The following is a 21,438-nucleotide window of genomic DNA, read 5'->3' on the forward strand; positions in this document are numbered from 1 at the left end:
GATGGCCGTGACATCATGCTGACCGAAGGTGAAGTCTGGATTTATGAGGACGGCATCTGGCACATCTTGACGTCGGCCGAAGAGCAATGGATGCGCTCGCTGATCCACACTGGTTTCGAAGCATTGAATGAGCCGAAGAAAACATCGGCACTCAACAACACCTGGAAATTGCTGACCGAGCATCCCGCTCTGTTCAAGCGCAAGGTCGAATGGGCCGACGCCAAGGTCATCGTATGCGCCAATGGCGTGCTCGACATCGACACGCGCCAATTCAGCCCGCACGGCCCGCATTGGTTTGCACGCCGCAAGATCACGACTGCATACGATCCGACCGCGACGTGCCCGCAGTTTCTGGCACTGCTCGCTTCCATGTTCTCGCTGCACCCTGCTGGCGAAGCGGCAATCGAGATGTATCGCGAATGGCTGGGCGCCGCGCTGGCGATCCCGCGCCTGACCCGCGAGCAGCGCAAGGCGTTGCTGGTGGTCGGCCTGTCGCGTTCCGGCAAGACGGAATTGTCGAGCTGCGCGCGTGAACTGATCGGCGAACCGATTGCTTCGCTTTCCGTGTCCGAGATCAGCGAGACGTTCGGCATGCAAGCTTTCATCGGCAAGTCGGCGTGGATACGCGACGATGCGGTCAACGAGGGCGACCGGCTCGATCCGCAGCGCTTCAAGGTGATTGTGACCGGCGAGCCGATGTCGATTCGCCGCATGAACACGCAGGCGCTGGAGACGCGTTTGCAAATCCCCGTCATGTTGACCGCCAACAGCCTGCCGCGCGCCCGCGACCATTCCGACGCGGTCTATAACCGCTCCATCGTGCTGAAGCTCAATAAAGTGGTCAGCGAGCGCGAGGCGACTGAGATGCGAGCCCGCCTCGGCGTGCCAGCGGGGCTCAGCATCGGCGCGCACATCATGGCGACCGAAGCGCCGGGCGTGCTGAACTGGGCGCTGGACGGCCTCGCCAAGCTGCTGGAGCGGGGGTTGTTCAATGTCCCCGACGCCGTGAACAATGACATTCGCGAATTCAAGGAGGGCAACAACCCAGTTGCGGAATTCGCGCGCGCCGCGCTGATCAGCTCGCCCAATATCAAGGTCGAGCGCTCCGACTTGCTGTGCGCGTATCATGGTTGGCTGCGGGAGGAGGAGGGCGACGAAGCCCGCGCCAGTGGTGCCCGCTGGTTTTTTCCGAAGCTGCGGCAGGCCATCGAGGGCATCGGCGACCAAAAGAGCAGCGGCGCCCGGTTCCTGACCGGTGTCGAGATGACCGATGAGGGTCTGCGCCATTGGGAAACGCACAAGGATGGTCAGCAACTCAAGGGCGGCTCGGCTGGCTTCTCGACGATCAAGGACGAGGTCAACCGCATCTGGATCGACGACGACGCTGATCCGCCGCCGTTCTAAACTGCCCGGGCATCATGCCCTTTGAAGTGCCCTGAGCAGGCAGCGGCGGTTGGGCGAGCACATTCGAAGTGCCCCGCAGCCAGAAGTGCCCCACGACGTGCCCTCGACGAAACCGAGGCTAAATCAACAGGATGACAAGGCCGAGGGCACAAGGGCACTTCTTCTTTTCAAGGAATGGAAAAACAGAAAAAGGGAGAGAATAGAAGGAATGAAGACGAAATATCAGAATGCCAAGGAAGCGGGTGGAATTGAAGTGACCTGCCCTTGTGACCTGCCCTTCGGCCGGTCGGTGCGCCAACGACGACCTGCAAAATCGGACCGCCGCCTCGATGGCTGGTCCGGCTGGTGCGCGATCGTCCGGAGGACTGGACCACTGTCAGAGAGGTCGGGCGGTAAGATCATTGAGGCGCGCCGGCCGCCCACCCAGGCACTTTTGCCACCGCGCCGGAAGGGGCCGGACAGACCCCACGCGTCGTGTCGCCGTTGCAAAATTTCCACTAAGACAGGAGTTCCATAAGTGACCGCGAAATCATCGAGAGCGCCAGCGCGAGGAGCGTGCAACTCGCCTGACGATGGTGCAGGTGGCTTGGCCGAAGTAAGAGTGGTCAAACTTCGGGGTAAACTGGTTGGGGGCGTCGCCCCCGATGAGGTGACGGAGAGAAACGCCGTTCGCGTTTCAATTCGCCTGATCGAGCCGCTTAGCTGCAACAGGCCGAGCAACGTGTCACGGTATGTTGCCATGTTGCGAGCGGGTGAACGCGCGCCACCGATTTTGGTAATCCGGCAGTCCGGCAGTCGATACCGCTACCGAATATTCGACGGAGCGCATCGGCTTCGCGCAGCCAAGCGCGCTGGGCGAAAAACCATCACGGCGCAGATTATTGCTTTCGAATGACACGCGCGCGGCGCAGCGGATCGAAAGCCGGTGACACCCCGGGGGGGGTGGACTCGAAACCGGCCTGCGAAGCCGCGAGAACCGCACCGTCTGGTCCTTGTGCGGTGGGATCAAATTTTGGAAGGGGGTTGCCCATCTTGACGGCATTTAGCCCCGGAGGCCCACCGTGAAAAACAAGGCGAAGGCGCACCTTGCACCGACGGCCGCCGCCCAGCGCATGCGGGAACACCGCGCGCGCCAGGCGAAGGGCGCTACGCGAATTGCCATCGATCTCGACTGGAGCGACGTGGATTGGCTTCGCAGCCAGGGCGTGCTGCTGGAATGGGATGAGGGAGATCGGAAAGAACTCTCAAAAGCTTTGAAGCTGGCGCTGCGGAAACTCGCAGGGTTACGGCGTAACGAGGGTTGAGATCGCGATCTGCTATTGAGAACGTCGAGATCAAACACGTTGAGGGCAGGACAAATGGTCGTCCGGTTGACTGCGAGCGAGCTGCAATATGGGCGACGGTTCGCCGCAAAAAAAGCAGCGGGCCTGGTGGTTCGGCTTCCGGCCGAAATTGACGATCTAATTCCTATCGCTCGGCTGGAAAAACGCATCCGCGAACTGCTGTGGCAGCGCGACGACCCCGACAACGTTTCGGCCGCGCGCATACTGGTTCGCGAACAGTCCCGGTTGCAGCTTGCCTACGAAAGGCGACATGGCAAGGCAGCGGACACGAAGCGCATGCCATGAACGGTCCAACTCCCGAAGAACGTCGCGCAGTGGAAGCCAGAATTTCGCCACGGCGGCGAGCTGAGATCGAGGGCTTCGTCGCGGCGCTCGCTCCGGAAATCGCCGATTTCGTTGTGGCAGCAATTTCGCCGCTGAAAGAGCGGATCGCGGCACTCGAGTCGCGCCCGACAATGCGCTACCTGGGCATTTGGAATGCATCGCGGACCTACCAGCCGGGGTCCTTCGTCACGCATTCCGGTTCGGTTTGGAATTGCGAGGTGGAAAACACCGGGGTTCGGCCGGGTGACGGCGGAATTTGGCGACTGGCTGTGAAGCGCGGTTCAAAATGAAAATTTTAGACGATGCAAATGCCGAGTTGTGCCGCCATCGCGATCTTGCGCTCACCGCCTATGCGCGCCGTCTGCTTGCTCGCGGTGCCGACATTGACGGAGAAGAATTTCGCGCGGCGTTGCGCAAATACGCCGTCGAGCTGGAGGCGTGGCGCAGCAAAGCGATGGACCGCTTGCGGCAATTTGTGCAGGCGATGACGGAGCGGCCATCCGCGACGTTGCATTAAATGGCCGATCATCGAGCACGGATGACCGCCCGTCAGATGCTTTACCAACGGTCCAAGAAAATTCGGATCGAGCGTCGGCGACGGTTCAAGTTGTTGACGCGATGACACTACCGGTGGCCTAGCGCAGATGCCATAATCTGCGACATCTTGATCGGACTGGCGCGGCGGAGGTGCCTGCGCCTGATGATCTTGAAGGCCCCGACGTGCAAAACGTCGGGGCCACGTACCTAAACGGCCTGCGCGTGTCCCGCAACCAGTGCAAGCCGTGAAACTATTGCAACACCGCCGGCCGCAGTTGGATGGTGCGCATGGAACTCCCAGCAATTGTGCCCTTGCATGTGACTAGATCATTTTCCCTGAGCGATAAGACGTAACTCTTGATCGCTTCAACGGCTCTGACGTAGCAGAAGGCGGCGACGAGTCCGGGGCGAGATTTGGTTTGGATCACATAGAAACCATCACGCTCAGAAACATTATAGACCGGCAACCTCCATTGCACGATTTTGCCGATGATCTCCCGCTCTTTCTCGTCGCGCTGAAGCTGCGTTGCGTTGGAAAAAAAAGAGAAGGTGTCCGCAAGCTCGCCGGTCGGCGCAAGATCGGAGGCGGCTGCGAACTCAACATTGGCGTCCGTTCCAACCACGCCCCTCTGTTTCGGAACGAGTGTGTAAATGACGATGGCGACAATCGGCAAAACCCGGTGAAGCCAACCATTCACTGATGGATGGCGAGTTTAGCCCCCGAGCGCGTGCTGCTGGGACCACAACGCGAACCTTAGGTTACGCGACTTTACTGATAATTTTTTTCGATGAAGCCACCCCCGCGCAGAGGTTTACGTACCGTTATCGAGCTGGGTTTAGGCTGACTGCTCTCGCCGCGACCACAACCGTACTCGTCGCAATCAAAGCCGACAAAATCCGGTTCCTCCGCCAAGCCATAGATCTTTACAAGGTGCCCTCCGACGACGAGCTGCAAGCGACTGATCACACGACCGTCGGCGGTTCGGGCAGTCACCACCGTTGTGCCTGTGCCCCTCCCTTTGAAGGTGAAGGTTCGATCTGACACAGGGCTGATTTCCACGATATTCTCGTCCGGGGTGCCGATCTGCGTCACGGCTTCATCAAACTGGAAAATTCGCGCCTGACCGGGCTGAAGTCTGATCGTCTTTGCGTTGTCGAAGACTTCCCGTGGGGATTGAGCCAACGCGCCGTCGGCGAGCAGCATCAACGCGGCAACTGCAAAGCATCGCCACAGCTCTGAACGCAGCATAAGAAATCCTCCTGAAACAGAAGACCGAAGCCCTTCGTTATCGTTCGAAGTCTGGGTCATGACAGATTAGTCGTGTCGGCATCTCCGCTCCGAGTTCGGAAATCAGCTTGCCATCATGGCGCCTGGAAGCATATCGAAGCCTCTCAGTAAAATCGCAGCAGCTTCGGCTTTTGTCGGGATCGGCTTCACATTGGGCGCGAGTTTCGTATTTGCGCGCGGGAACGAATTCCGCATTAGCACCATTGCGAGGCTGAGCTGCGACCAGCCCTGAAGTCAGGAAAGTCGATACAATGATTAAGGCAGCGCATTGCGCCATTCTTCCCTGAGACTCTGAAACATGCGTCATGAGAAACTGCTCCCTGTAAGCAATCCTTGTTGGGCGCAAGCGGTAGGGGAACGCGGCGAGAATTTGAGGATCTATGGAAAGGCGCTTTTATTAAATAATTTAGATCGACGTGTATTAAATCACATACTACGCACAAATCAATTGAATTAAATCCAATAGAAGGACTTAAGTTAATGGAGCTCGTCGCGCCTCGTCGAGGAATGGCTCACGTGCCTACGGGCTACTAGGTACTCCGGACCTCGCCTTGTGAGCGCATCGGCTCTTGCTCTAGGCGGTACGATCTCTACTGAGTTGCTCTACAACTCCCGACAACTGCCGCTTCAGCGCCGGGTGCCGTCGGTTTTTCACCTTGATCCAATACTTGCTCCGTCCGGCCTGATACTGCCGGTCTCGACGCTTTGACACCAACCCTTCCAGCCCCAATTTGCAGGCCGCTCGAAACAGATCAGGCCCAAGCTCGCCGCGTTCAAAAGGATTGATGAAGACACCTTCAGGACGCCGCGCCAGCAGACGTGCCAAGTTGCTCTTTCCGCAGCGACAAGGGCAGCATGCGAAGGTCATCACCTCCTTCGGCGAGAACAGGATAAATGAAGCCTGCTTGTGCAACCAATCGCCAAGTATTCTACGGCTGTTCTTCAAGGATCAAGTTCACCGTCTCTTCTTGCCTGCTCGCCTTTTTGACTTCAGAACGTCGGCTTGGCTTTTGAAGGCGCGTGCTAAGGCTTGTAGTTCCTGAGATCCCTCAGCATCTGCGACTGCCTTTGCAGCGCGCGCGGCCTTTTCAGCTTGCTTCCGCAGTTGTTTGATCTCCTTCGCCATCGAACACTCCGTTGCGCATCGGACGTTTAGCCGCAGATAATCATATCATCTCGCCGCCCGTGGATAAGTCGGGTGTCAGGGTTAGACCGGACCCGGGAGAGCGCAAGGTTGGACCGGCCTTTTGGACCCCAAACCGACGCGCCCCCGAACGTTCTTGTTCTGGCTGCGCCCGCTAAGCCTGAGCTTTCGATAAGGCATTCAGCAAGTCATCCTGTGCGAACGGCTTGCGCAAATAGGCGATGCACCCGGCGTCCATCGCCTCTTTGCGCGTGACCTCATCGTCGTTCGCGGTCATGAAGATGACCGGCCACTTCGATCCCGATGCCGCAAGTCGGCGCTGCAGCTTGAGTCCCGAAATTCCCCCGAGGTGAATGTCAAGCAGCAAGCAGGTTGCCGTCTGTACGCTGTCGCTCTCAAGCAACGCCTCGGCCGAGGGGAAGGTACGGCTCTCGATGCCGTGGTGCGCTAACAGCCGCGCCACGCTCTTCAGTAGGCCCGGATCGTCATCAACCACGATCACGACTGTCGGCTGCGCCATCATATCCGTGTCCCAGCCCCGAGGGAGAGCATATTGGGCTCCTGGGTTTCGGAAAACCCTTGATCTGGATCAACGGAATCTAGTCCGCCCTGAAAACACACGACGAACGGATCGTCGGCTTTAGAAGCACTAGAATAGGACTAGACGCGAACGCAGGAGAGTGGCTTACGCATGTGCACTTCCGGAGATGGCCCATCGCTACCGTTGGGGCGGTGCCGCTACATGTCGGCTCAGAGCGGTAGACCGGAAGTTTGCAGTTGAGCGCTAAGACCGACGCTTTTGACCGGCAGCAGTCGCTTGCGGTGCTCATTCACTTGGGATTTCAGCTCTTCGCCCATGCGGACACCCGCGCCCTTGTTCGGTCGGCTGCAATCGCAGTGTCTAAACCTTCGTATGTAGTTCTTTAGTCGGATTTGACGTGCACTGAGAAATCCAAATCGGTAAGCATGCGCTTGGGACATGTGGGCGGGTGCGGATGATCAGGGCAGCACGGCAAAGCTCTGAAGAGTGCCGCAAACTCGCGGCTGAATGTCGAGCACTCGCCAACATTGAAGGTACGACAAAGCGGGTCGCCAACCTGCTTTTAAACGTGTCCCGAACCTACGCTGGCCTTGCCGCCACCCTCGATTTGCTTGAACAGGTCCAGAACGAGGAGGCACATCGGCTCTCGCACCAGCGTAGGTCAGATCCACCGGAACCATAGGTGTGCTATTTGTTCCGCTTCAGCCGGTAAGCCGCGTGGCCGCTCCGCCTATTCCGGCACATCCGCTCTCGGCCTTGCATGCACCCGTTCATTGACCAAAACCTCGGTCATGGCATCTCGGAGGCTGTCGCGATCGAGGATGCGCAGCCGGTCGACGGTGGTCCCGGCATCGCAGTCGCGCGTGAGATAGTCGGCCAACGCGATCATGGCGTCCTCATAGCTCTGCTCGATCTTCTCGGCGGGGGTCAGGCACGCCATGCTCAAGCAACTCCACGTAGTGGAAGCGCCAGTTGGACCGCAAAGGGTCGGCTAGCATTCGCTTCGATGAAGGCCCTCTGTGAGGGCCATCCTTGATGCGACCTCAGCTTGTCGCAAATAGTATTCCGCTGACGGCACGCCGCTATCTCCCAGGCCCGAATGCGGAATGACTCGCGAGAGCGGTATCCGTTCCGTATTTTGTGCAAAGGCACACAGCGGATTGGTTCCGCGCAGCAGAAGCCGAACTGGGCACGGCCACTTTTTGCAGCAAACCGTGAGGCAACGAATATCCGCTCGCCTCGTTGGAGGTGATCCAGATAGGAGATCACTATGCGCAAACTCGCCGCAGCCGCCTTGGCCTCGATCTTGTTGGCTCCGCCATTCGCCTATGCTGATCAGCCTGGGCCAGATTGGATGCCGATGGACCAGGTCATGGCGAAAGTTAAGCAATCTGGCTATTCGCAGGTCACGAAGCTGGAAGCCGATGATGGCCGATGGGAGGGTGAAGGCATCAAGGACGGCAAGAAGATGGATTTCCATGCCGATCCAAGGACTGGTCAGATCACCTCAGAGAAGCAGGACGATTGACGCCGTGACAGGCCGCCAACTCACGGGGCCTTACTCTCTTCGTGCGGGCAGCACGCCAGCGGCTACGGTGGGCTCGCTTCCGGGCCTGACGTCGGCGCCGCGCTGCCCGCATGCCTTGCAGACGAAGCGCGGCTCAAGATCGCAGAGCCTGACTTCGTCTGGCCACTGGCCAGACCGTTCGCAGCGTAAGTCCGCTTGCGCGGGCCTTTGCGCATAGGCATCGCGAAATTAGGGCGGCGGAAATCAGTTCGGAACGGCGCCGAGCTACTGCTGGTCGTGGGTGTGGACAGAGGCGGCCAACTGAGGCGGCCTTAATTCAGCTTGTGGCGGAGTTTCTGCTGTAGCCCGCGTTGATCGTTCGCATATTCCTCAGCCACTAGGCGAGCTTCAGCTGTGCGTCCGATTTGCTCAGCGCTTCGCGCGAGGTCGTCGTAGTTCTTGGCAACACTGCGAAGCGCATCTCGCGTTTCGGGATACTCGCAGTTGTCTGCCTTGGCGCGAAACTCCTCCGCGCGAGCCCGCCGGTATTTGCCGAGTGCATGCGCTCGATGCCCATGGCCAATCCCCTGATATGGTCCTTCCCGGGCAACGGGTTGTAGCGGTCCCGGCCCACTGAGGCGGTCTTACTACTCGATGCGGTTTCTACGCCAGACGTCCCTGATCTCACAGGCGAGGATTATCAATATCGTCAGCACCACGACAGGCGCGGCGAGCGTTGCCATCATCGTAAGCATCTTTGCAGCTTCCCGAGCAACAATGCTCGGAAACATGCAGACCGGCCGTTTGTTCCAAAAATGAAACCCGGTCCCTGCGATCAACCGGCCGGCTAGTTCGGAAACAGGCCAGCCGCCCCCAGTGCGATGAGAACGGAAGCCGAAAACGAATTGGCTGCAAGAGCATGCACCCGGACATCCGACATGCCAATCTGTGCGACCAAGCGTCTTCGAGAGTGTGAGCTGCCTCCTACTGCTGCTACGGGTTGATTGGGAACTCTCCGTGTTCAGATCATGCTCGCACTCCCCGGTCGTCGCGGTCATCCCTTGTTCAGAGAGGAACCTCTACGCTGCCTGCGGAGACTACAGTCAACGGGAGAAACCAGATGAAATTCAGATACGCACTTTTCGCATTGGCCGCCTTAGGTGGCGCAGTGCTTTCGCCCGGAGCCGCTTCAGCAATGCCGCTCGCCCCCTTGGGACAGCTCCAGTCCTCCAACATCGAGAATGTTGCAGTGGTTTGCGGTTCGCGCGGCTGCGTTCGCACAAGGCCCGTGTATCGGCGAGGGGCCTACGTGGTCCGCCGACCCTATGTACGTCGCGGCTACGGATACCATCGGGGCTATCGTCGGTACTGACGTAAAAGAGGGCTTCGGCCCTCTTTTTTCTTTTCTGCTAACCTCGACCGCGCTCACGCTACGGATAACGACGCGAGGTCGGGCGAGTGGCGCACGAGCAGGTTCAATGACCGGATGGATGGCGGCTTAGTTCGTCCTGATACGTGGGCTTACCTAAACCGTCGTGCTCTTGCGGTCCCTCGCTTTGAAGAGCCTACCGAATTCCGTCACACCTGCATGAGCAAATACGCGGATGCTCGAAATCCCCCGCTGCGATCACTGCGCAGAAGAGTTCGCGCCAGAAGATCTGACCGCTATTGCGCCACTGGGGGTGTCGGCCGCGCGCTGGCTGCTGGCTTGATTGAACAGCCGAGCCCTGCGGGTGCCCAGGTTTCTGGCAACGAGCCTTGACGACCGATCGAGAGCGATCTAGCTCGATGGTGCGCGCAGCCAAGGTTGCCCTCGCCCCTCGCCAACCCACAAGCGAGCTAGCGGGATCGCCACAACAGTGGAATCTTCCTTCGAGAAGGAACCCACATTGTCATGGCTTCAATCAAAATCCGTGAAGATCGCGTTCGTCGTCAACTCGCCAAGCGGGGTATGCGTCTCTGCAAGACGCCGCGCGATCCTGGCTGCGGGAATACTACGGTTCCGGCTATATGGTGGTGGATGCCACCAATGTCAGTATCCGGGGCTGCAACAAGCGGGCGTACGAAGACAAGCTCGAAGACGTTGAGAGGTTTGCGTTCGGGCCTCGATAGCGGGCGGCTATTGGCCGACGTGAACTGCGACCACGGATGTACTGGCGCAGAACGCGACGAGAGGGGCGATCCGGGACGCATGTATTCGCGACCTCTGATCGCCCGCCGGACGATGCCGCATGTGCCACGGCACAAGGGCTCAGCGGTGTGACTAACTAGCCCGTGTCCGTTACATCCTGCGAACAAGACTTTTGATCCAGATCATCGAGTTCTCGATAGCCCAGTTGGTCTGGTGATTCGTGAGGCTTGGCATGGGTGCCGCGCCGGGTCCGTGTCCAATCGGATTGCGGACCTTCGAAAAGAAGTGCTTCAGCGCCTCCATCTCCCAAACCTCAAGGAGTTTCGCGCCCATCAGGTTATCGATGTAGTTGTGAGCGCCTTTCTCGTTGCCTTTGGTCAGCTGTTTTTCGTCCGAGATGATCTTGATGGTGCTTTCCAGTGAGTGGGCAGCATAGCGCGCCGGATCCCGCCCGCCCGTATCACGCAGATCAATAGCCTCTTTCATGTCGTGATCGACGTTATGCCACTTCGGCTCCGCCACCAGTTTCCAGAAAGGCGTCTCAATCTCCTGCGCGACTGTTTGGTCCTCAGAGATCTGAATAAAGCCGTTGTGGTAGTGCAGCTGGCAGTTCGCTTGGCGGAAGCGGGCATTTAGCTCGGTCACTGCCATCTGAAACTTAGCGTTCAAACTGACGTTTGCCGCTCGTACCGCATCGGCGCTGTTGCCGGGTATCCGCAAGCCGGTGCGTGGGTTGACCCTTTGATCAAATTTCTCAGCTACTGCGATATTTTCCGCAAGCTTAGTGTTCAGGCCCGCCACGAAATACTCGTGCTGACGGAAGCCGATTTCGAGGAGGCTGAGGCGCTCCTTGATAAAGCGGTCAGCCGATATTTTGCCGTCAAACGATTCCTGCATCCACTTTTCGCACACCTGCACCGTGGTATATCGGCCGCTCCACCACTGATTTTTGGCATCGTAGTAGCCCCATTGCTGAGGAGACAATTCCTTCAGGCCAAGCTCTCTTGCCAGCAAGTCGTGTATTTGCGTCCAAAAAATCTTGCCTTGCGCATTCTCGGTCCCGTTCACATGGTACGGGCAAACGTCGTTCAAGAGTTGGAAGCCTTGCACGAGAAGGCGGCGCTGCTCCTCGTAAAACGTCTCCCACATAAGGGGCTGTGTGTAACGGTGGGCGAAGATATCGGTTAACATCGTATTTTCCGTAACCTGCTTGCGAATCTCAGCTTCTACGGTGGCACAATGCAGGGTAGCAACGCGAGGATTGGGAGGCTAGTCCCGGTTATTCACAGGGCTACGGCGCGCGTGCGCGCAAGTGAGCGAGACCGGCAACGCCGGTTGGTCATGCGAGAAGGGCTTAGGCTTGGGGCGTTGAGGAGGACAACCAACCGGCACTTGCAGCAATTTTGGCGTGAGTTAAGATTGATTCCGCTATAGCAGGGTGCCTCGATGCAATGCTCTCAGTGTCAAAGACCTGCTTATCGGTTGTCGCTGATCTGGACCATATTGCTCGTTGCTTCTTGCCCGACGCAGGCTGAGGATCAGCCGAAGCGCTTCCTGGAAATTCCAGCAGAAAACGACAGCCTCACGTTTGATTTGAAAACTGTGCAGTTCCTTTCGTCGGGAAGATTTACGGTCATTTCAACGCGCATCGACAATCCCGACGTGATGAAGCAGCAACTAAAGTCACTCGGGGTATTGAAGAATTATTGCGGCCAGCGCGATGGGAAATATCCTGCTCCGGCGGACCTTCTTCAACTTGGGCCGCCTGATCTACCGATTGAACAAATCGAGGTGAAGAGTAGTCAGACCAAAGCTGGTGGCATGACCTACGCCTTCAAAATGGTCTCGTGGAAGTATCCTTACGTCAGGTTGGCAAACCCGGCTTACTTACATTGCAAGCAATGGGGCCGGTCGGAGAATGATCTTTACGTGGAAAGCCATAACTTGATCGCCAACGGGCTTAGGACGAAAGAGCTGTACGATTGCAAGCGAGGCCTGTCAGGATCGTTTATGCACGACGATGACGATATATCAAAAGCCTTCACCGCACCCGTACGCAAGGACACAAACGGTCTGGCGTGGTATCGCGCTGTTTGCCGTGCCGTAATGCAAGAAGAACCATATCTGCCGGAGTAGCGGGCGGCGGAGCTGATTGGCGTGCCCGCATCTTCGGGGTCGAGGCCTGTGAATTGCTGGGACAATGGGCTCAATCCTCGCATTGCTACCCAGCATTGTGCCATCGTTGCACTCCGTGATTCGCGAGGAATTCCGCCCAGTCCGAGTCACTCACCTCATCTTGCAAGCGAAGGCCATCGGGGTATGACAAAAGCCAAGGACGCTGTCGTTTGGACCAATAGTTCGACGCATGAAGTGCGTGTCGCAGCGAAGGGAGAACATCGGCCGGACACCAGAGGTGGCGCTTGGGGCGACCCTATCGGCGCGTCGTACCTACAGTGGCAGGAAATGAACGACAGCCAGCGCGTCCACCTGATGCTTGAGACCGCCATCGATCTGGCGACGCAGGGCTTTGATCTGAGCGCGGTGCTTCGGGAATTCTCAGAGGTAGAAGAATTCAGGGCGCTTGGTTCAAACAGTTACCCCATGTGCCGTGCGTTAACGAAGGCGCTGATCGGACGATCTCTAGAACCGAACGACATGACGTTCGAGGAGCTGCTAGAAGCGTACCGTCCGGAGTTAGGACAAGGCCAATGATTTCGCTTGATGAGGGACAACAGGTGCTGCACTGGCGCGACGGCGCGTGGCATCGCATCGCTTGGCAAGACTGGATGAGCTTTCGCGCGCTGAACGCTGATTTTGCGTCGCTGCCCTACGTGACCGCTGGCGAACATCGCTTCGTGGTTTGTATCGTCGAAGACGGTCGCCTCTTCAACATCCTTCCGCACCGATACCTGATCGATAAGGGCGGACGCATCGCCGATGATCGCTATTTCGGCGTGCTTTCCGATGCCGAGATCGAAAGCTATCAGGCACTGAACAAGCGGCACTATGAATACCCGCAAGCTAGTCCGCTGAATAAGGAAGAGCAGACCAAATTCGATGCGATCAGAGATCGTCTGTGGCACTCATGGTTGCCGCCTGTCGAGGCCGTCCGCGAATTGACCCGCGCGGCCGTCGCGCTGCCGGACGAAAATGACGCGGCTTGGAACGTGCTGGAGGCCTGCGGAATCTCGCGTGGCGTGTCCGAGCTGCGATCTTAACGCAGCATCATCGAATGACGCGCTGAGCCTTGGCCCCGACATTATGACCGAAGCAAAAGGACCATTCCCCGCTGTCGAGCGGGCGACCGTAGACCCGGTCGCAATTGCCGCCTTCACACGCGAATGGGACTTCATGGTCCTCGCCTCGGAGCTGTTGCGAGAGGTGACATCCTACGTCAGCGTGGCGGCATGTGTTCTCGGACCGGCACCGGCATGGACACGCGATCAGGCTGCGGTCGGCGGCAACATGGTGCGGCTTTCCAAGTTGCTCTCTGCGTTCCTCGACCAGACCGTACAGAAAAGGATGGAGACCAGCACGATCCTGAGCCGACTGGCGTTCGAGACCATCGTCAATGTCCGCTATCTGATCGCGGACTTCTCCCCAGAACTGGTTAGCTCCTTCGTCCGTCATTCGCTGAAGCACGAGCGCAGGCTGCACGACACAATCCAAGCCAACATCCGAGAGCGCGGCGGAGAAGTCCTTCACATCGAGCAGCGCATGCTCAATTCTATTGATCGGGCCGCGCGGATGGCCGGTGTCATGCTCGACAGCGTTGATCTTAAGGACCGAGCACCTTGGGGCGGCAAAGACCTGCGTCAGAAGGCGGCGGCTGTCGGGCTGCAGCAGCCGTATCTGGCCGTCTTCGGAGGCATGTCCCACAACGTGCACGGCTCTTGGCACGACCTGTATCAATTCCATTTGGAATCGGATGAAGCCGGTGCGTTTACTCCGAATTTCGAGTGGGGTCGGCCGCGCCCGCAGCCGCTCTTCGCGCTCGGACATCTCGCGCTTTCCGCAGTGGCAGAGTTTCTGATCTTTATTGGAGGTGAGGCCGCGTTCGATCAGTTGCGCCAACAATTGGGCGACCTCGGCGCACGCATCGAGTCGGTGGACCAAGCGCACGAGAGCTACCTGTCGGGCAAGACTTGGCCCGCGATCTAACGCGCTTTTGCAAAAGAATCTGTTTTTTACACCCGCTTGACACCAATACGCCGACGCATTGATTGTTGTGTTATTAAGGCTCGCAACTCTCCCACAAGGGGAGAAGGAAGGGCATACCAGCTACCAACAACCGTTAGGCCACAGAGACCAAAAACTCGGCCGAAAACGGTCGGGGGTAACGTAGGTAGCGCTCTCCCGCTACCAAAAAATCAGGCACTTCCTGCTAACCTGCGATCCTCGGACTCTCTTGGTACCACATTAGTCCCACCAATTCGCAAGCTGGCGAGCATGAAGCTACGCGCTGCGGAGGGGAAGACGGCGGGGTACATTTAGCGGTTTAGCGCCCGGAGTCGAAGCGTGGCCGCTTCTCAGCGGGCAGAACCCTACGGCTGAGCCGTGCTGCAGCCGACGCGATTGTGCCAGAGCCGCGGAACACGGGGACAAACCTCAGCTCTGCCGATTGCGAATCCCTGCTGCGTGCTAACCGCTCGGAACGAGAAGACGGGCCAAAGGATTCGTCCGGGCAGGAGCAAGCTCGATGCTGATGACGAAGGAAAGACGGCCGGCGATCCGAACGCTGCGCGGCTGGGCGCTCAGCGTGCTGCAGGAGGCGGGCGCCATCCACGAATGCGAGGAGCACGGCTGGGCGAAGGACCGGGCCGACCCGCATGCACGCGAGCACGCATTGGATATAGCCAGGCAGGAGCCACCCGAGGGCTTATCTCCGGATCAGGCCGTCGGGCAAGTGCGCGAGGTTTTGCATTCGATCGGCGATACGTGCCCGGAGTGCCCGCCACGTCCCGATTAGGTCCCCTGCGCTGTCGCGCCGCTCGAATGGCGTGCGAGCCTCAAACGCCTTTGGCAAACTTGGACGACGTAACGGATATCAGCGGACTATTGCCAAAAGGCCCTTCAAGCGAGCAAGTCTAGTGCGTTCTCGATCGCTGCGCCGGCTGCGGTGTTGTCGAAGATGCACCAGGTCTCACTAGATGACGACGCAGCACCGAGCCGCAGCTTCAGCGATCGCAGGAACGCCCCGTCGTACGCGGAGTAGTAAATGCGCGGCGCTCCATGCAATCGAAAATAGCGCAGACTAGGCCACCCGCCCGGCAGGTCGGCATCGGTCCCCCGCGCCGGATCCGCGGCGACACGGGCAATCCGACGTTCCCCGAGCCAGGCGCCGACCTCGGGCGTAAACCAGCTGACGTGACGCGGCTCGCACGCGAGAGCGGCTGAGGTCTTTTCCTGCAGCGCGCGGAACAGGAACTCCGCATCGGACTCAACGAACATTTTGCGAGGCGCAAACTGAACGAGCAAAACCCCGAGCTTCGCACCAAGTCCGGCGCTCTCTTCGATGAACCGATCGAGTTCACCCTGCGCAAGCTGTGACGAGTGAGTAACAGACTTCGGCACCTTTACCGAAAAGCGGAAATCATCTGGCGTCGCGTTCGCCCATTTCTCATAGGTCGAACGCCGGTGCGGCTTATGAAATGATGAGTTGATCTCGGTGGCGTTCAACACCCGCGCGTAGCGTTCAAGCTGGCTACCTACCCCGCCAACTCTTTCCTTGCAGACTCGCGGAACATTCCATCCCGCTGTGCCGAGCCGCAGCTCAGCCTTGACATGCGCGGCCTCTTCCATGTCAGTCCGAAACTGCCATCGGGTATCACCGGATGTTTCACAATCTCACGCCGACTTCCGCCGCGTCCCTGCTGTCGGCTTCTTCGCCGCCGCTTCCTTAGCCAGCTTCTTACCGGCGATCGGCATCAGCATCTCCTTCTGAGCCGCGGCAGCCTTCTTCGTCTTCTTGGCAGGCTTTTTCGGAGCCTCGGTCTTTGCTGCTGCCCCGCCGACGCTCTTGCGTAGCGCGTCCATCAGATCGACGACGTTCTCGCCTTTCGGCCGATCCTTCGGCACGATCGGCTTGCCGGTGCGCTTCTGGTTGATGAGCTCGATCAGCGCGCTTTCATAATGGTCCTCGAACTTCTCCGGCTCGAATGATCCCGCCTTCTGGTTCACGATGTGCCTGGCCAGATCGAGCATGTCCTTCGTCACTTTGACGTCCTGGATCTCGTCGAAGTATTCCTGCTCGCTACGAACCTCGTAGGGATACCGCAGCAAGGTGCCGACCAGACCCTTGTCCATCGGCTCGAGCGCAATGATGTGCTCTCGGTTGGTGAGCACCACGCGCCCGATCGCAACCTTGTTCATCTCGCGGATGGTCTCGCGGATGACCGCGAAGGCGTCGTGGCCGACTTTTCCGTCCGGACGGATGTAGTAGGGGCGAATTAGGTAGCGCGGATCGATCTCGGCCTTGTCTACGAACTCATCGATCTCGATGGTCCGCGTGGATTCCAGCGCGATCTCCTCAAGCTCCTCCTTGGTCACCTCGATGAACTGGTCCTTCTCGAGCTGGTAGCCCTTAACGATGTCCTCGTTGGGCACCTCGTCGCCGGTGTCGGCGTCGACTTTCAGGTACTTGATCCGATGACCGGTCTGACGGTTGAGCTGGTTGAAGGAGATCTTCTCGCTCTCCGACGTAGCTGGGTAGAGCGCCACGGGACAGGTGACCAACGAGAGACGCAAAAAGCCTTTCCAGTTCGCGCGGGGGGCCATGGTACGCAAAACTCCATAAGGGGACTTGGACTCAAGACGAACGGCGCGACACAGTTCCGACACCGCCCGCAGGTGTCCACCGCAAATTGATGCCAGATCCCGGTCAAGCGCCCGGAATAGATGGCGGGCAGTCTTAACCCAACGAACAAAATAAGAACGTGTATCGGTGACGCAATCCCTGGCACTCCGCGGTGATTAGACCTCTGTGGAAAACGGCCAATCCCTTGCTCTAGGGAAGCGGCAACCCAGCCCGTCGGGCAACACACCCTTCTCCCGTCAATCCCTCTCCACAAAAATATTCCACTTTACCGAAATTCGGAAACGGCGTATGTGTCGCTCATCCCGGCTCATCCTTGAGGGGCGATCTCGTTGTCGTCTTGATTGCGAGCCGGGCTTGCGATGGACGCGGCAGCGTCGGTACGAGATGGTGCGGGCAGGGCGGGTAGACCCTGTGAGCCCGCAACCGCGTGCGGACGAGCGGCGCTGCTAGGCTTCGTCTCGCCTGTAAGTTTTCGGCTTCGTCGACAGGGCTGGAAAAACTGCGGCGAAATGGCGGGCCGTGCGTACGGCAAAACCGTGTGGTCCTGGCCGTCGTTGCTACGGTCAAGCTTTCGCGGAGGTGTGTGCGAGCCCAACCGGGCAGACAGCATCATCCAAATTCGCGAGGCGAGGGAGGCCAAAGAGAACTCGGCTCCCGGGAGAGCACGGCATAAGCCGTCCAACCGTCGCGCAGGGAAGGCCGAGTGATTGGCTACACCTGTATGCTGCTGTGCGGTTTTCCTGCGTGTGCTTTTCGCGCAGCGGACCGCGGGTGCCAGCCGGCACCCGGCCTTCCCTGCGCCCTCTTGGATATGAGGGCGGAGTGACGAAGCAAAGCTCGGGCGAAACGCGCCGCGAGAACGAGAAATCATGTCCGCTGTTTGAATGCCTGGTCGCGTCATGTGCCGCGACGTCTCCGTGGCAGGCGCTCAGGATGAATTGCCGAAGCGATGCTCTGGAAGTCCCTGTGCAATGCCATCAATGGCCAGAACATGACCCGCCTGGGGTTCGCGGCCCAGTTGCTCGCGATCAAGAAACTTTCTCGCCGTCGTCACGAACAGGGTCTTCAGATCGGCTCCGCCGAAGCATACGCAGGTCGGATTGGTCGCCGGCACCGGAATGACGGTATCGATCCGGCCGTCCGGCCGATAGCGCACCACCCGGCCGCCGGAGAAGAATGCGGTCCACAGTCCGCCCGCAGCGTCGATGCACGCGCCGTCGGGCCTCTCGCCGGAGGCGCTGTAATCCGCGAACAGCCGTCTGTTGCTAATCGCGCCGTCATCGAGATCGAAGTCGAACTGCCAGGTGCGGTAACGCCTCGTGTCCGTGAAGTAGAGCGTGCGATTGTCGGGCGAGAACGCGATGCCGTTCGTCACGATGACATCGCCGAACATGCGCGTTGTCCGGCCGTCCGCGTCCACACGATATAGCGCTCCGTTCGGCCGATACAGCTGGTTGTCCATGGTGCCGATCCATAGCCGGCCCCGGGCGTCGACGCGCCCGTCATTCAAGCGGATGTCGGGGCCGCTTTCGACCTCGCAGAGCTGACCTGGAGGATCGTCATCGGACGCGCGGCGATAAAGCCTCAGATCCTGCGCGAGCAGGTGGGAGCCATCCGCCGTCAAGGCCTGACTGCCGAGGAAGTTGCATGCGTACGGAATAACCTGATGCGCGCCTGTCGCCGGATCGAAGGATTGATGCAGCCGCCGGTCGATGTCGACCCACCACAGCTTGCGGGAGCTGTCGCACCACAATGGCGTTTCGCCGAGGATGTCGCCTGTGGCGACCGCGGTCTCGACCCGATGCGCGGGAATCATGTCAGGAGTCATCCCGAAATCCGATTGCAGCGACGAGCGCTCTCTCCGAACGACGTCAGGCCGCGGACGATCAATCCTCGTTCCAGGAGGCGAGGGCGTGCGCGACGCACCCGTTGATGTGGTCGGTAAGCACGGTTTTGGCGCCTTTGATGTCGCGCTTGAGGGCGCATTCGAGCAGCGCCTTGTGCTGGTTGATCGTCTCCGCGCCGCGGTAGCGCAGCGCATAGCGGAAATATTTGTCGAACACGATCGCGTGGGTCTGCATCAGCTCGCGCGAGCCGCAACTCGAGATGAGAGCCTGGTGGAATTCGCCGTCGTAGCGTTTGCGCAGCTCGGGATCGTCCCCCTCCTTGAGGACGGTGCGTTCGGTGGCCGCCAGCTTGTGATGCGCGGACACCACGCGGCCCTCCCACTCGACGTCGCCGGCACGAAACGACTCGGCCATTGCATGCTGCTCCAGCAGGATGCGCAGGCCGGCGAGTTCACGCAGGTTCTGGATGGATATCGGCGCCACCTCGAAGCCGCGCTGGCCCTCCGCGACCACGAATCCCTCGGAGGTCAGACGATTGAGGATCTCGCGCAGCGTGGAGATGCTGACGCCGTAGTCCTCCTTCATGGCGTCGAGCTTGAGACGTCCGGACGGCGTCAGCACGCCGAAAATGATGTCAGATCGAATCCGCTGATAACCGCTGTCGCCCGCCGACAAGGGGCGCCCCTCGAGTGACGTCATGCTCTCCGATCCCGCAATATGCGCGCAACGCCCCGTGGTGGGCGGCCGAACCATCAATGTTACCAGCAATATAGCAAATCCATAACAACAGATGTATTCGAAAATCTCAGATGAACAGAGATTTATCATTTGACCGAGAAATGTAGTTATGTTTTTTGATTGACCTGAGGGTGCAGAAAAGAATGGCTCGAGCCGCCGTCGTGCCCCGATCGAACAGGGAGGTCAAAATGAGCTTGTTGGTACGGGCGCTGTCTGCGACGGCGATCTGCGTGGCGCTGACGGTCGGTGCATCCGCTGAGGACATTCAGGAGCGCACGATCAGGTGGGGACACCTGAACAACACCGATCACCCCGTCAGCGCGGGGGTGCAGAAATTTGCGGAGATCCTGCTGGCGAAGAGCGGGGGCAAGATGAAGATTCGTGAGTTCGCGGCCTCGCAGCTCGGCAACGAGCTGCAGCAGCAATCCGCGCTGCGCGGCGGCACGCAGGAAATGCTGTCGGCCTCGACGACGTCGCTCGCAACCGTCGTGCCGGAGTTCGGCCTCATCGACTTTCCATTCATCGTGAAGACCATCGAGCAGGCGGATGCTCTCGGGACCGGCAAGTTCGGCACGTCGATGCTCGATACGTTGCCGTCGAAGGGGCTGATCGGTCTGGGCTATTGGGGCCTCGGCTTCCGCAACGTCACCAACAGCACGCGGCCGATCACCAAGGTCGAGGATTTCAACGGCCTCAAGCTCCGCGTCATTCCGAACCCGGTCTATCTCGAGACCTTCGGATCCTTCAAGGCCAATCCCGTTCCGATGGCCTTCGGCGAACTCTATTCGGCGTTGGAGACGCGCACCGTCGATGGCGAGGAGAACCCCTTCACGGTCATTCTCTCCAACAAGTTCTACGAAGTGCAAAAATACGTTTCCGCCACCAATCACACCTTCACCCTGAACATTATCCTGGTGAGCAAGGCGTTTTGGGACAAGCTCTCGCCGACCGAGCAGCGCCTGATGCGCGAGGCGTATGAGGAAAGCCGAGGCTATCAAAAGGAGCAGACCCGCCTTCAGACCGAAAAGGCCCTCTCTGAATTGCAGGCGAAGGGCATGCAGTACAACACCGTCGCGCCGGAAGAGCTCGATCGCATGCGCAAGACGGCGCAGCCGGTGGTCGACAAGATTGCCGCCAATCTCAAGCCGGAGGCGGTCAAGCTGTTCAACGACGAGCTCGATCGCATCCGCAAGGACGTGAAATAGTCGACCTCGTCAGCATGCAAGAGCAGAGCCGGCCAGTCGGCCGGCTCTGAACCCGACTTTGCCCGGACGGCACGCATGGCGCGAATTCTCGACCTCTATTGCACCCTGTTGAAGGGCATCATCGCCGCATGTCTTGCGGTGATGGTGGTGCTGGTGTTCGGCAACGTTGTCCTGCGCTACGGCTTCAATTCCGGTATCGCAATTTCCGAGGAGCTGTCGCGCTGGCTGCTGGTCTGGTTGACCTTCCTCGGCGCAATCGTCGCGCTTCGCGAGCACGCCCATCTCGGCGTCGACACTCTCGTCCGGATGCTGCCGGCCTCGGGCAAGCGCATCTGCTTCGTCATCAACTATTGCCTGATGCTGTTTGCCGACTGGCTGCTGCTTTCGGGAAGCTGGCGCCAGACCATCATCAACATCGAGGACCGCGCGCCGGCCACCGGCCTGTCGATGGCTATCTTCTACGCAGTGGGCGTGGTCTTCGGCGTGTCCGCCGCAGTGATCCTTCTCTACGACCTCGTCCGCGTGCTCACGGGACAGGCCAGCGAATCCGACATGGTGGCCGTCAAGGAATCGGAAGAGCACTGATGTCTCATCGAACCATGTCAGGCGGCG

Annotated in this window: 24 protein-coding genes; 13 read left to right on the plus strand and 11 right to left on the minus strand. The window is 59.2% G+C overall.

The features are described 5' to 3' along the window. The first annotated feature begins 15 nt into the window (after positions 1-15). The 5 genes from IVA93_RS41115 (at position 16) to IVA93_RS07420 (ending at position 3,588) form a co-directional block, all read left to right on the plus strand. Positions 16-1,404 carry a DNA primase family protein gene (locus IVA93_RS41115; RefSeq protein WP_371258503.1) on the plus strand — a complete coding sequence of 463 codons (1,389 nt, stop codon included), beginning with the start codon at positions 16-18 and terminating at the stop codon, positions 1,402-1,404. Between the two features lie 721 nt (positions 1,405-2,125). After that, positions 2,126-2,299, plus strand: a complete 174-nt coding sequence (locus IVA93_RS41120) for a ParB N-terminal domain-containing protein (protein ID WP_524536865.1) — start codon at positions 2,126-2,128, stop codon at positions 2,297-2,299. A gap of 166 nt (positions 2,300-2,465) precedes the next feature. Beyond that, positions 2,466-2,708, plus strand: a complete 243-nt coding sequence (locus tag IVA93_RS07410) for a hypothetical protein (RefSeq protein WP_018453897.1) — start codon at positions 2,466-2,468, stop codon at positions 2,706-2,708. 54 nt (positions 2,709-2,762) lie between these two features. Continuing rightward, a complete protein-coding gene (locus IVA93_RS07415) occupies positions 2,763-3,032 on the plus strand; it encodes a hypothetical protein (RefSeq protein WP_018453898.1) in 270 nt (89 codons plus the stop codon). Between the two features lie 295 nt (positions 3,033-3,327). Next, positions 3,328-3,588 carry a hypothetical protein gene (locus IVA93_RS07420; RefSeq protein WP_247486012.1) on the plus strand — a complete coding sequence of 87 codons (261 nt, stop codon included), beginning with the start codon at positions 3,328-3,330 and terminating at the stop codon, positions 3,586-3,588. Between the two features lie 271 nt (positions 3,589-3,859). Here IVA93_RS07420 and IVA93_RS07425 read toward each other — a convergent pair whose 3' ends face one another. The 6 genes from IVA93_RS07425 to IVA93_RS07450 all read right to left on the minus strand — a co-directional run bounded on the left by IVA93_RS07425 (position 3,860) and on the right by IVA93_RS07450 (position 7,521). Further along, complete coding sequence (locus IVA93_RS07425) at positions 3,860-4,231, minus strand: hypothetical protein (RefSeq protein WP_157642900.1); 372 nt, start codon at positions 4,229-4,231, stop codon at positions 3,860-3,862. Between the two features lie 146 nt (positions 4,232-4,377). Continuing rightward, the gene (locus IVA93_RS07430) at positions 4,378-4,917 is read right to left on the minus strand and encodes a pilus assembly protein N-terminal domain-containing protein (RefSeq protein ID WP_083926341.1); all 540 of its coding nucleotides are present in this window, start codon (positions 4,915-4,917) and stop codon (positions 4,378-4,380) included. 553 nt (positions 4,918-5,470) lie between these two features. Beyond that, positions 5,471-5,842, minus strand: coding sequence for a DNA ligase-like domain-containing protein (locus IVA93_RS07435; protein ID WP_346015432.1), 372 nt, complete (start codon positions 5,840-5,842; stop codon positions 5,471-5,473). 9 nt (positions 5,843-5,851) lie between these two features. Further along, the gene (locus IVA93_RS07440; protein ID WP_198293343.1) at positions 5,852-6,022 is read right to left on the minus strand and encodes a hypothetical protein; all 171 of its coding nucleotides are present in this window, start codon (positions 6,020-6,022) and stop codon (positions 5,852-5,854) included. A gap of 172 nt (positions 6,023-6,194) precedes the next feature. Continuing rightward, entirely contained in the window at positions 6,195-6,563 is a 369-nt protein-coding gene (locus IVA93_RS07445) for a response regulator transcription factor (RefSeq protein ID WP_018453903.1), read from the minus strand. Between the two features lie 748 nt (positions 6,564-7,311). Beyond that, positions 7,312-7,521 (minus strand): hypothetical protein, encoded by a 210-nt coding sequence (locus tag IVA93_RS07450; RefSeq protein ID WP_247789727.1) that lies wholly within the window; start codon positions 7,519-7,521, stop codon positions 7,312-7,314. Positions 7,522-7,851: 330 nt separating this feature from the next. Between IVA93_RS07450 and IVA93_RS07455 the strand changes: the two genes are divergently transcribed. Then, positions 7,852-8,109: a PepSY domain-containing protein gene (locus IVA93_RS07455; RefSeq protein ID WP_247294906.1), complete on the plus strand. Its 258-nt coding sequence runs from the start codon at positions 7,852-7,854 to the stop codon at positions 8,107-8,109. 2,260 nt (positions 8,110-10,369) lie between these two features. On the opposite strand, the gene IVA93_RS07460 is transcribed toward IVA93_RS07455, so the two are convergent. Next, complete coding sequence (locus IVA93_RS07460) at positions 10,370-11,410, minus strand: AbiJ-NTD4 domain-containing protein (RefSeq protein ID WP_247541965.1); 1,041 nt, start codon at positions 11,408-11,410, stop codon at positions 10,370-10,372. A 291-nt stretch (positions 11,411-11,701) separates the two neighbouring features. On the opposite strand from IVA93_RS07460, the gene IVA93_RS07465 reads away from it, so the two are divergent. The 5 genes from IVA93_RS07465 to IVA93_RS07485 all read left to right on the plus strand — a co-directional run bounded on the left by IVA93_RS07465 (position 11,702) and on the right by IVA93_RS07485 (position 15,188). Then, positions 11,702-12,355 carry a hypothetical protein gene (locus IVA93_RS07465; protein WP_247789738.1) on the plus strand — a complete coding sequence of 218 codons (654 nt, stop codon included), beginning with the start codon at positions 11,702-11,704 and terminating at the stop codon, positions 12,353-12,355. 183 nt (positions 12,356-12,538) lie between these two features. Next, a complete protein-coding gene (locus IVA93_RS07470) occupies positions 12,539-12,931 on the plus strand; it encodes a hypothetical protein (protein ID WP_247541968.1) in 393 nt (130 codons plus the stop codon). 23 nt (positions 12,932-12,954) lie between these two features. After that, positions 12,955-13,437, plus strand: a complete 483-nt coding sequence (locus IVA93_RS07475) for a hypothetical protein (RefSeq protein ID WP_247789739.1) — start codon at positions 12,955-12,957, stop codon at positions 13,435-13,437. A 43-nt stretch (positions 13,438-13,480) separates the two neighbouring features. After that, positions 13,481-14,380 (plus strand): DUF5677 domain-containing protein, encoded by a 900-nt coding sequence (locus IVA93_RS07480; RefSeq protein WP_247541971.1) that lies wholly within the window; start codon positions 13,481-13,483, stop codon positions 14,378-14,380. A gap of 538 nt (positions 14,381-14,918) precedes the next feature. Beyond that, positions 14,919-15,188 carry a hypothetical protein gene (locus IVA93_RS07485; protein ID WP_018453910.1) on the plus strand — a complete coding sequence of 90 codons (270 nt, stop codon included), beginning with the start codon at positions 14,919-14,921 and terminating at the stop codon, positions 15,186-15,188. Positions 15,189-15,292: 104 nt separating this feature from the next. On the opposite strand, the gene IVA93_RS07490 is transcribed toward IVA93_RS07485, so the two are convergent. From IVA93_RS07490 to IVA93_RS07505, 4 genes are all read right to left on the minus strand, one after another. Further along, positions 15,293-16,021, minus strand: a complete 729-nt coding sequence (locus IVA93_RS07490; RefSeq protein ID WP_018453911.1) for a DUF72 domain-containing protein — start codon at positions 16,019-16,021, stop codon at positions 15,293-15,295. A 45-nt stretch (positions 16,022-16,066) separates the two neighbouring features. Beyond that, a complete protein-coding gene (gene ku, locus IVA93_RS07495) occupies positions 16,067-16,996 on the minus strand; it encodes a non-homologous end joining protein Ku (protein WP_018453912.1) in 930 nt (309 codons plus the stop codon). A gap of 968 nt (positions 16,997-17,964) precedes the next feature. After that, on the minus strand, positions 17,965-18,864 hold the full coding sequence (locus IVA93_RS07500; protein ID WP_026232624.1) for an SMP-30/gluconolactonase/LRE family protein: 900 nt from the start codon (positions 18,862-18,864) through the stop codon (positions 17,965-17,967). 58 nt (positions 18,865-18,922) lie between these two features. Further along, on the minus strand, positions 18,923-19,582 hold the full coding sequence (locus IVA93_RS07505) for a GntR family transcriptional regulator (protein WP_026232625.1): 660 nt from the start codon (positions 19,580-19,582) through the stop codon (positions 18,923-18,925). Positions 19,583-19,809: 227 nt separating this feature from the next. On the opposite strand from IVA93_RS07505, the gene IVA93_RS07510 reads away from it, so the two are divergent. Continuing rightward, positions 19,810-20,826, plus strand: coding sequence for a TRAP transporter substrate-binding protein (locus IVA93_RS07510; protein WP_018453915.1), 1,017 nt, complete (start codon positions 19,810-19,812; stop codon positions 20,824-20,826). Positions 20,827-20,901: 75 nt separating this feature from the next. Next, the gene (locus IVA93_RS07515; RefSeq protein WP_018453916.1) at positions 20,902-21,411 is read left to right on the plus strand and encodes a TRAP transporter small permease; all 510 of its coding nucleotides are present in this window, start codon (positions 20,902-20,904) and stop codon (positions 21,409-21,411) included. The last annotated feature ends 27 nt before the right edge of the window (positions 21,412-21,438 follow it).

This window comes from Bradyrhizobium sp. 155 (genome assembly GCF_023101105.1).
In the GTDB taxonomy this organism is placed as follows: Bacteria; Pseudomonadota; Alphaproteobacteria; order Rhizobiales; family Xanthobacteraceae; genus Bradyrhizobium; species Bradyrhizobium canariense_D.

Bases quoted from the DNA above. Each gene is read 5' to 3' on its own strand.
- IVA93_RS41115 (WP_371258503.1), top strand. From the start codon at position 16: ATGCTGACCGAAGGTGAAGTCTGGATTTATGAGGACGGCATCTGGCAC.
- IVA93_RS07415 (WP_018453898.1), top strand. From the start codon at position 2,763: ATGGTCGTCCGGTTGACTGCGAGCGAGCTGCAATATGGGCGACGGTTC.
- IVA93_RS07430 (WP_083926341.1), bottom strand. From the start codon at position 4,917: ATGACCCAGACTTCGAACGATAACGAAGGGCTTCGGTCTTCTGTTTCA.
- IVA93_RS07440 (WP_198293343.1), bottom strand. From the start codon at position 6,022: ATGGCGAAGGAGATCAAACAACTGCGGAAGCAAGCTGAAAAGGCCGCG.
- IVA93_RS07445 (WP_018453903.1), bottom strand. From the start codon at position 6,563: ATGATGGCGCAGCCGACAGTCGTGATCGTGGTTGATGACGATCCGGGC.
- IVA93_RS07450 (WP_247789727.1), bottom strand. From the start codon at position 7,521: ATGGCGTGCCTGACCCCCGCCGAGAAGATCGAGCAGAGCTATGAGGAC.
- IVA93_RS07455 (WP_247294906.1), top strand. From the start codon at position 7,852: ATGCGCAAACTCGCCGCAGCCGCCTTGGCCTCGATCTTGTTGGCTCCG.
- IVA93_RS07460 (WP_247541965.1), bottom strand. From the start codon at position 11,410: ATGTTAACCGATATCTTCGCCCACCGTTACACACAGCCCCTTATGTGG.
- IVA93_RS07470 (WP_247541968.1), top strand. From the start codon at position 12,539: ATGACAAAAGCCAAGGACGCTGTCGTTTGGACCAATAGTTCGACGCAT.
- IVA93_RS07480 (WP_247541971.1), top strand. From the start codon at position 13,481: ATGACCGAAGCAAAAGGACCATTCCCCGCTGTCGAGCGGGCGACCGTA.
- IVA93_RS07485 (WP_018453910.1), top strand. From the start codon at position 14,919: ATGCTGATGACGAAGGAAAGACGGCCGGCGATCCGAACGCTGCGCGGC.
- IVA93_RS07490 (WP_018453911.1), bottom strand. From the start codon at position 16,021: ATGGAAGAGGCCGCGCATGTCAAGGCTGAGCTGCGGCTCGGCACAGCG.
- ku (WP_018453912.1), bottom strand. From the start codon at position 16,996: ATGGCCCCCCGCGCGAACTGGAAAGGCTTTTTGCGTCTCTCGTTGGTC.
- IVA93_RS07500 (WP_026232624.1), bottom strand. From the start codon at position 18,864: ATGACTCCTGACATGATTCCCGCGCATCGGGTCGAGACCGCGGTCGCC.
- IVA93_RS07505 (WP_026232625.1), bottom strand. From the start codon at position 19,582: ATGACGTCACTCGAGGGGCGCCCCTTGTCGGCGGGCGACAGCGGTTAT.
- IVA93_RS07510 (WP_018453915.1), top strand. From the start codon at position 19,810: ATGAGCTTGTTGGTACGGGCGCTGTCTGCGACGGCGATCTGCGTGGCG.
- IVA93_RS07515 (WP_018453916.1), top strand. From the start codon at position 20,902: ATGGCGCGAATTCTCGACCTCTATTGCACCCTGTTGAAGGGCATCATC.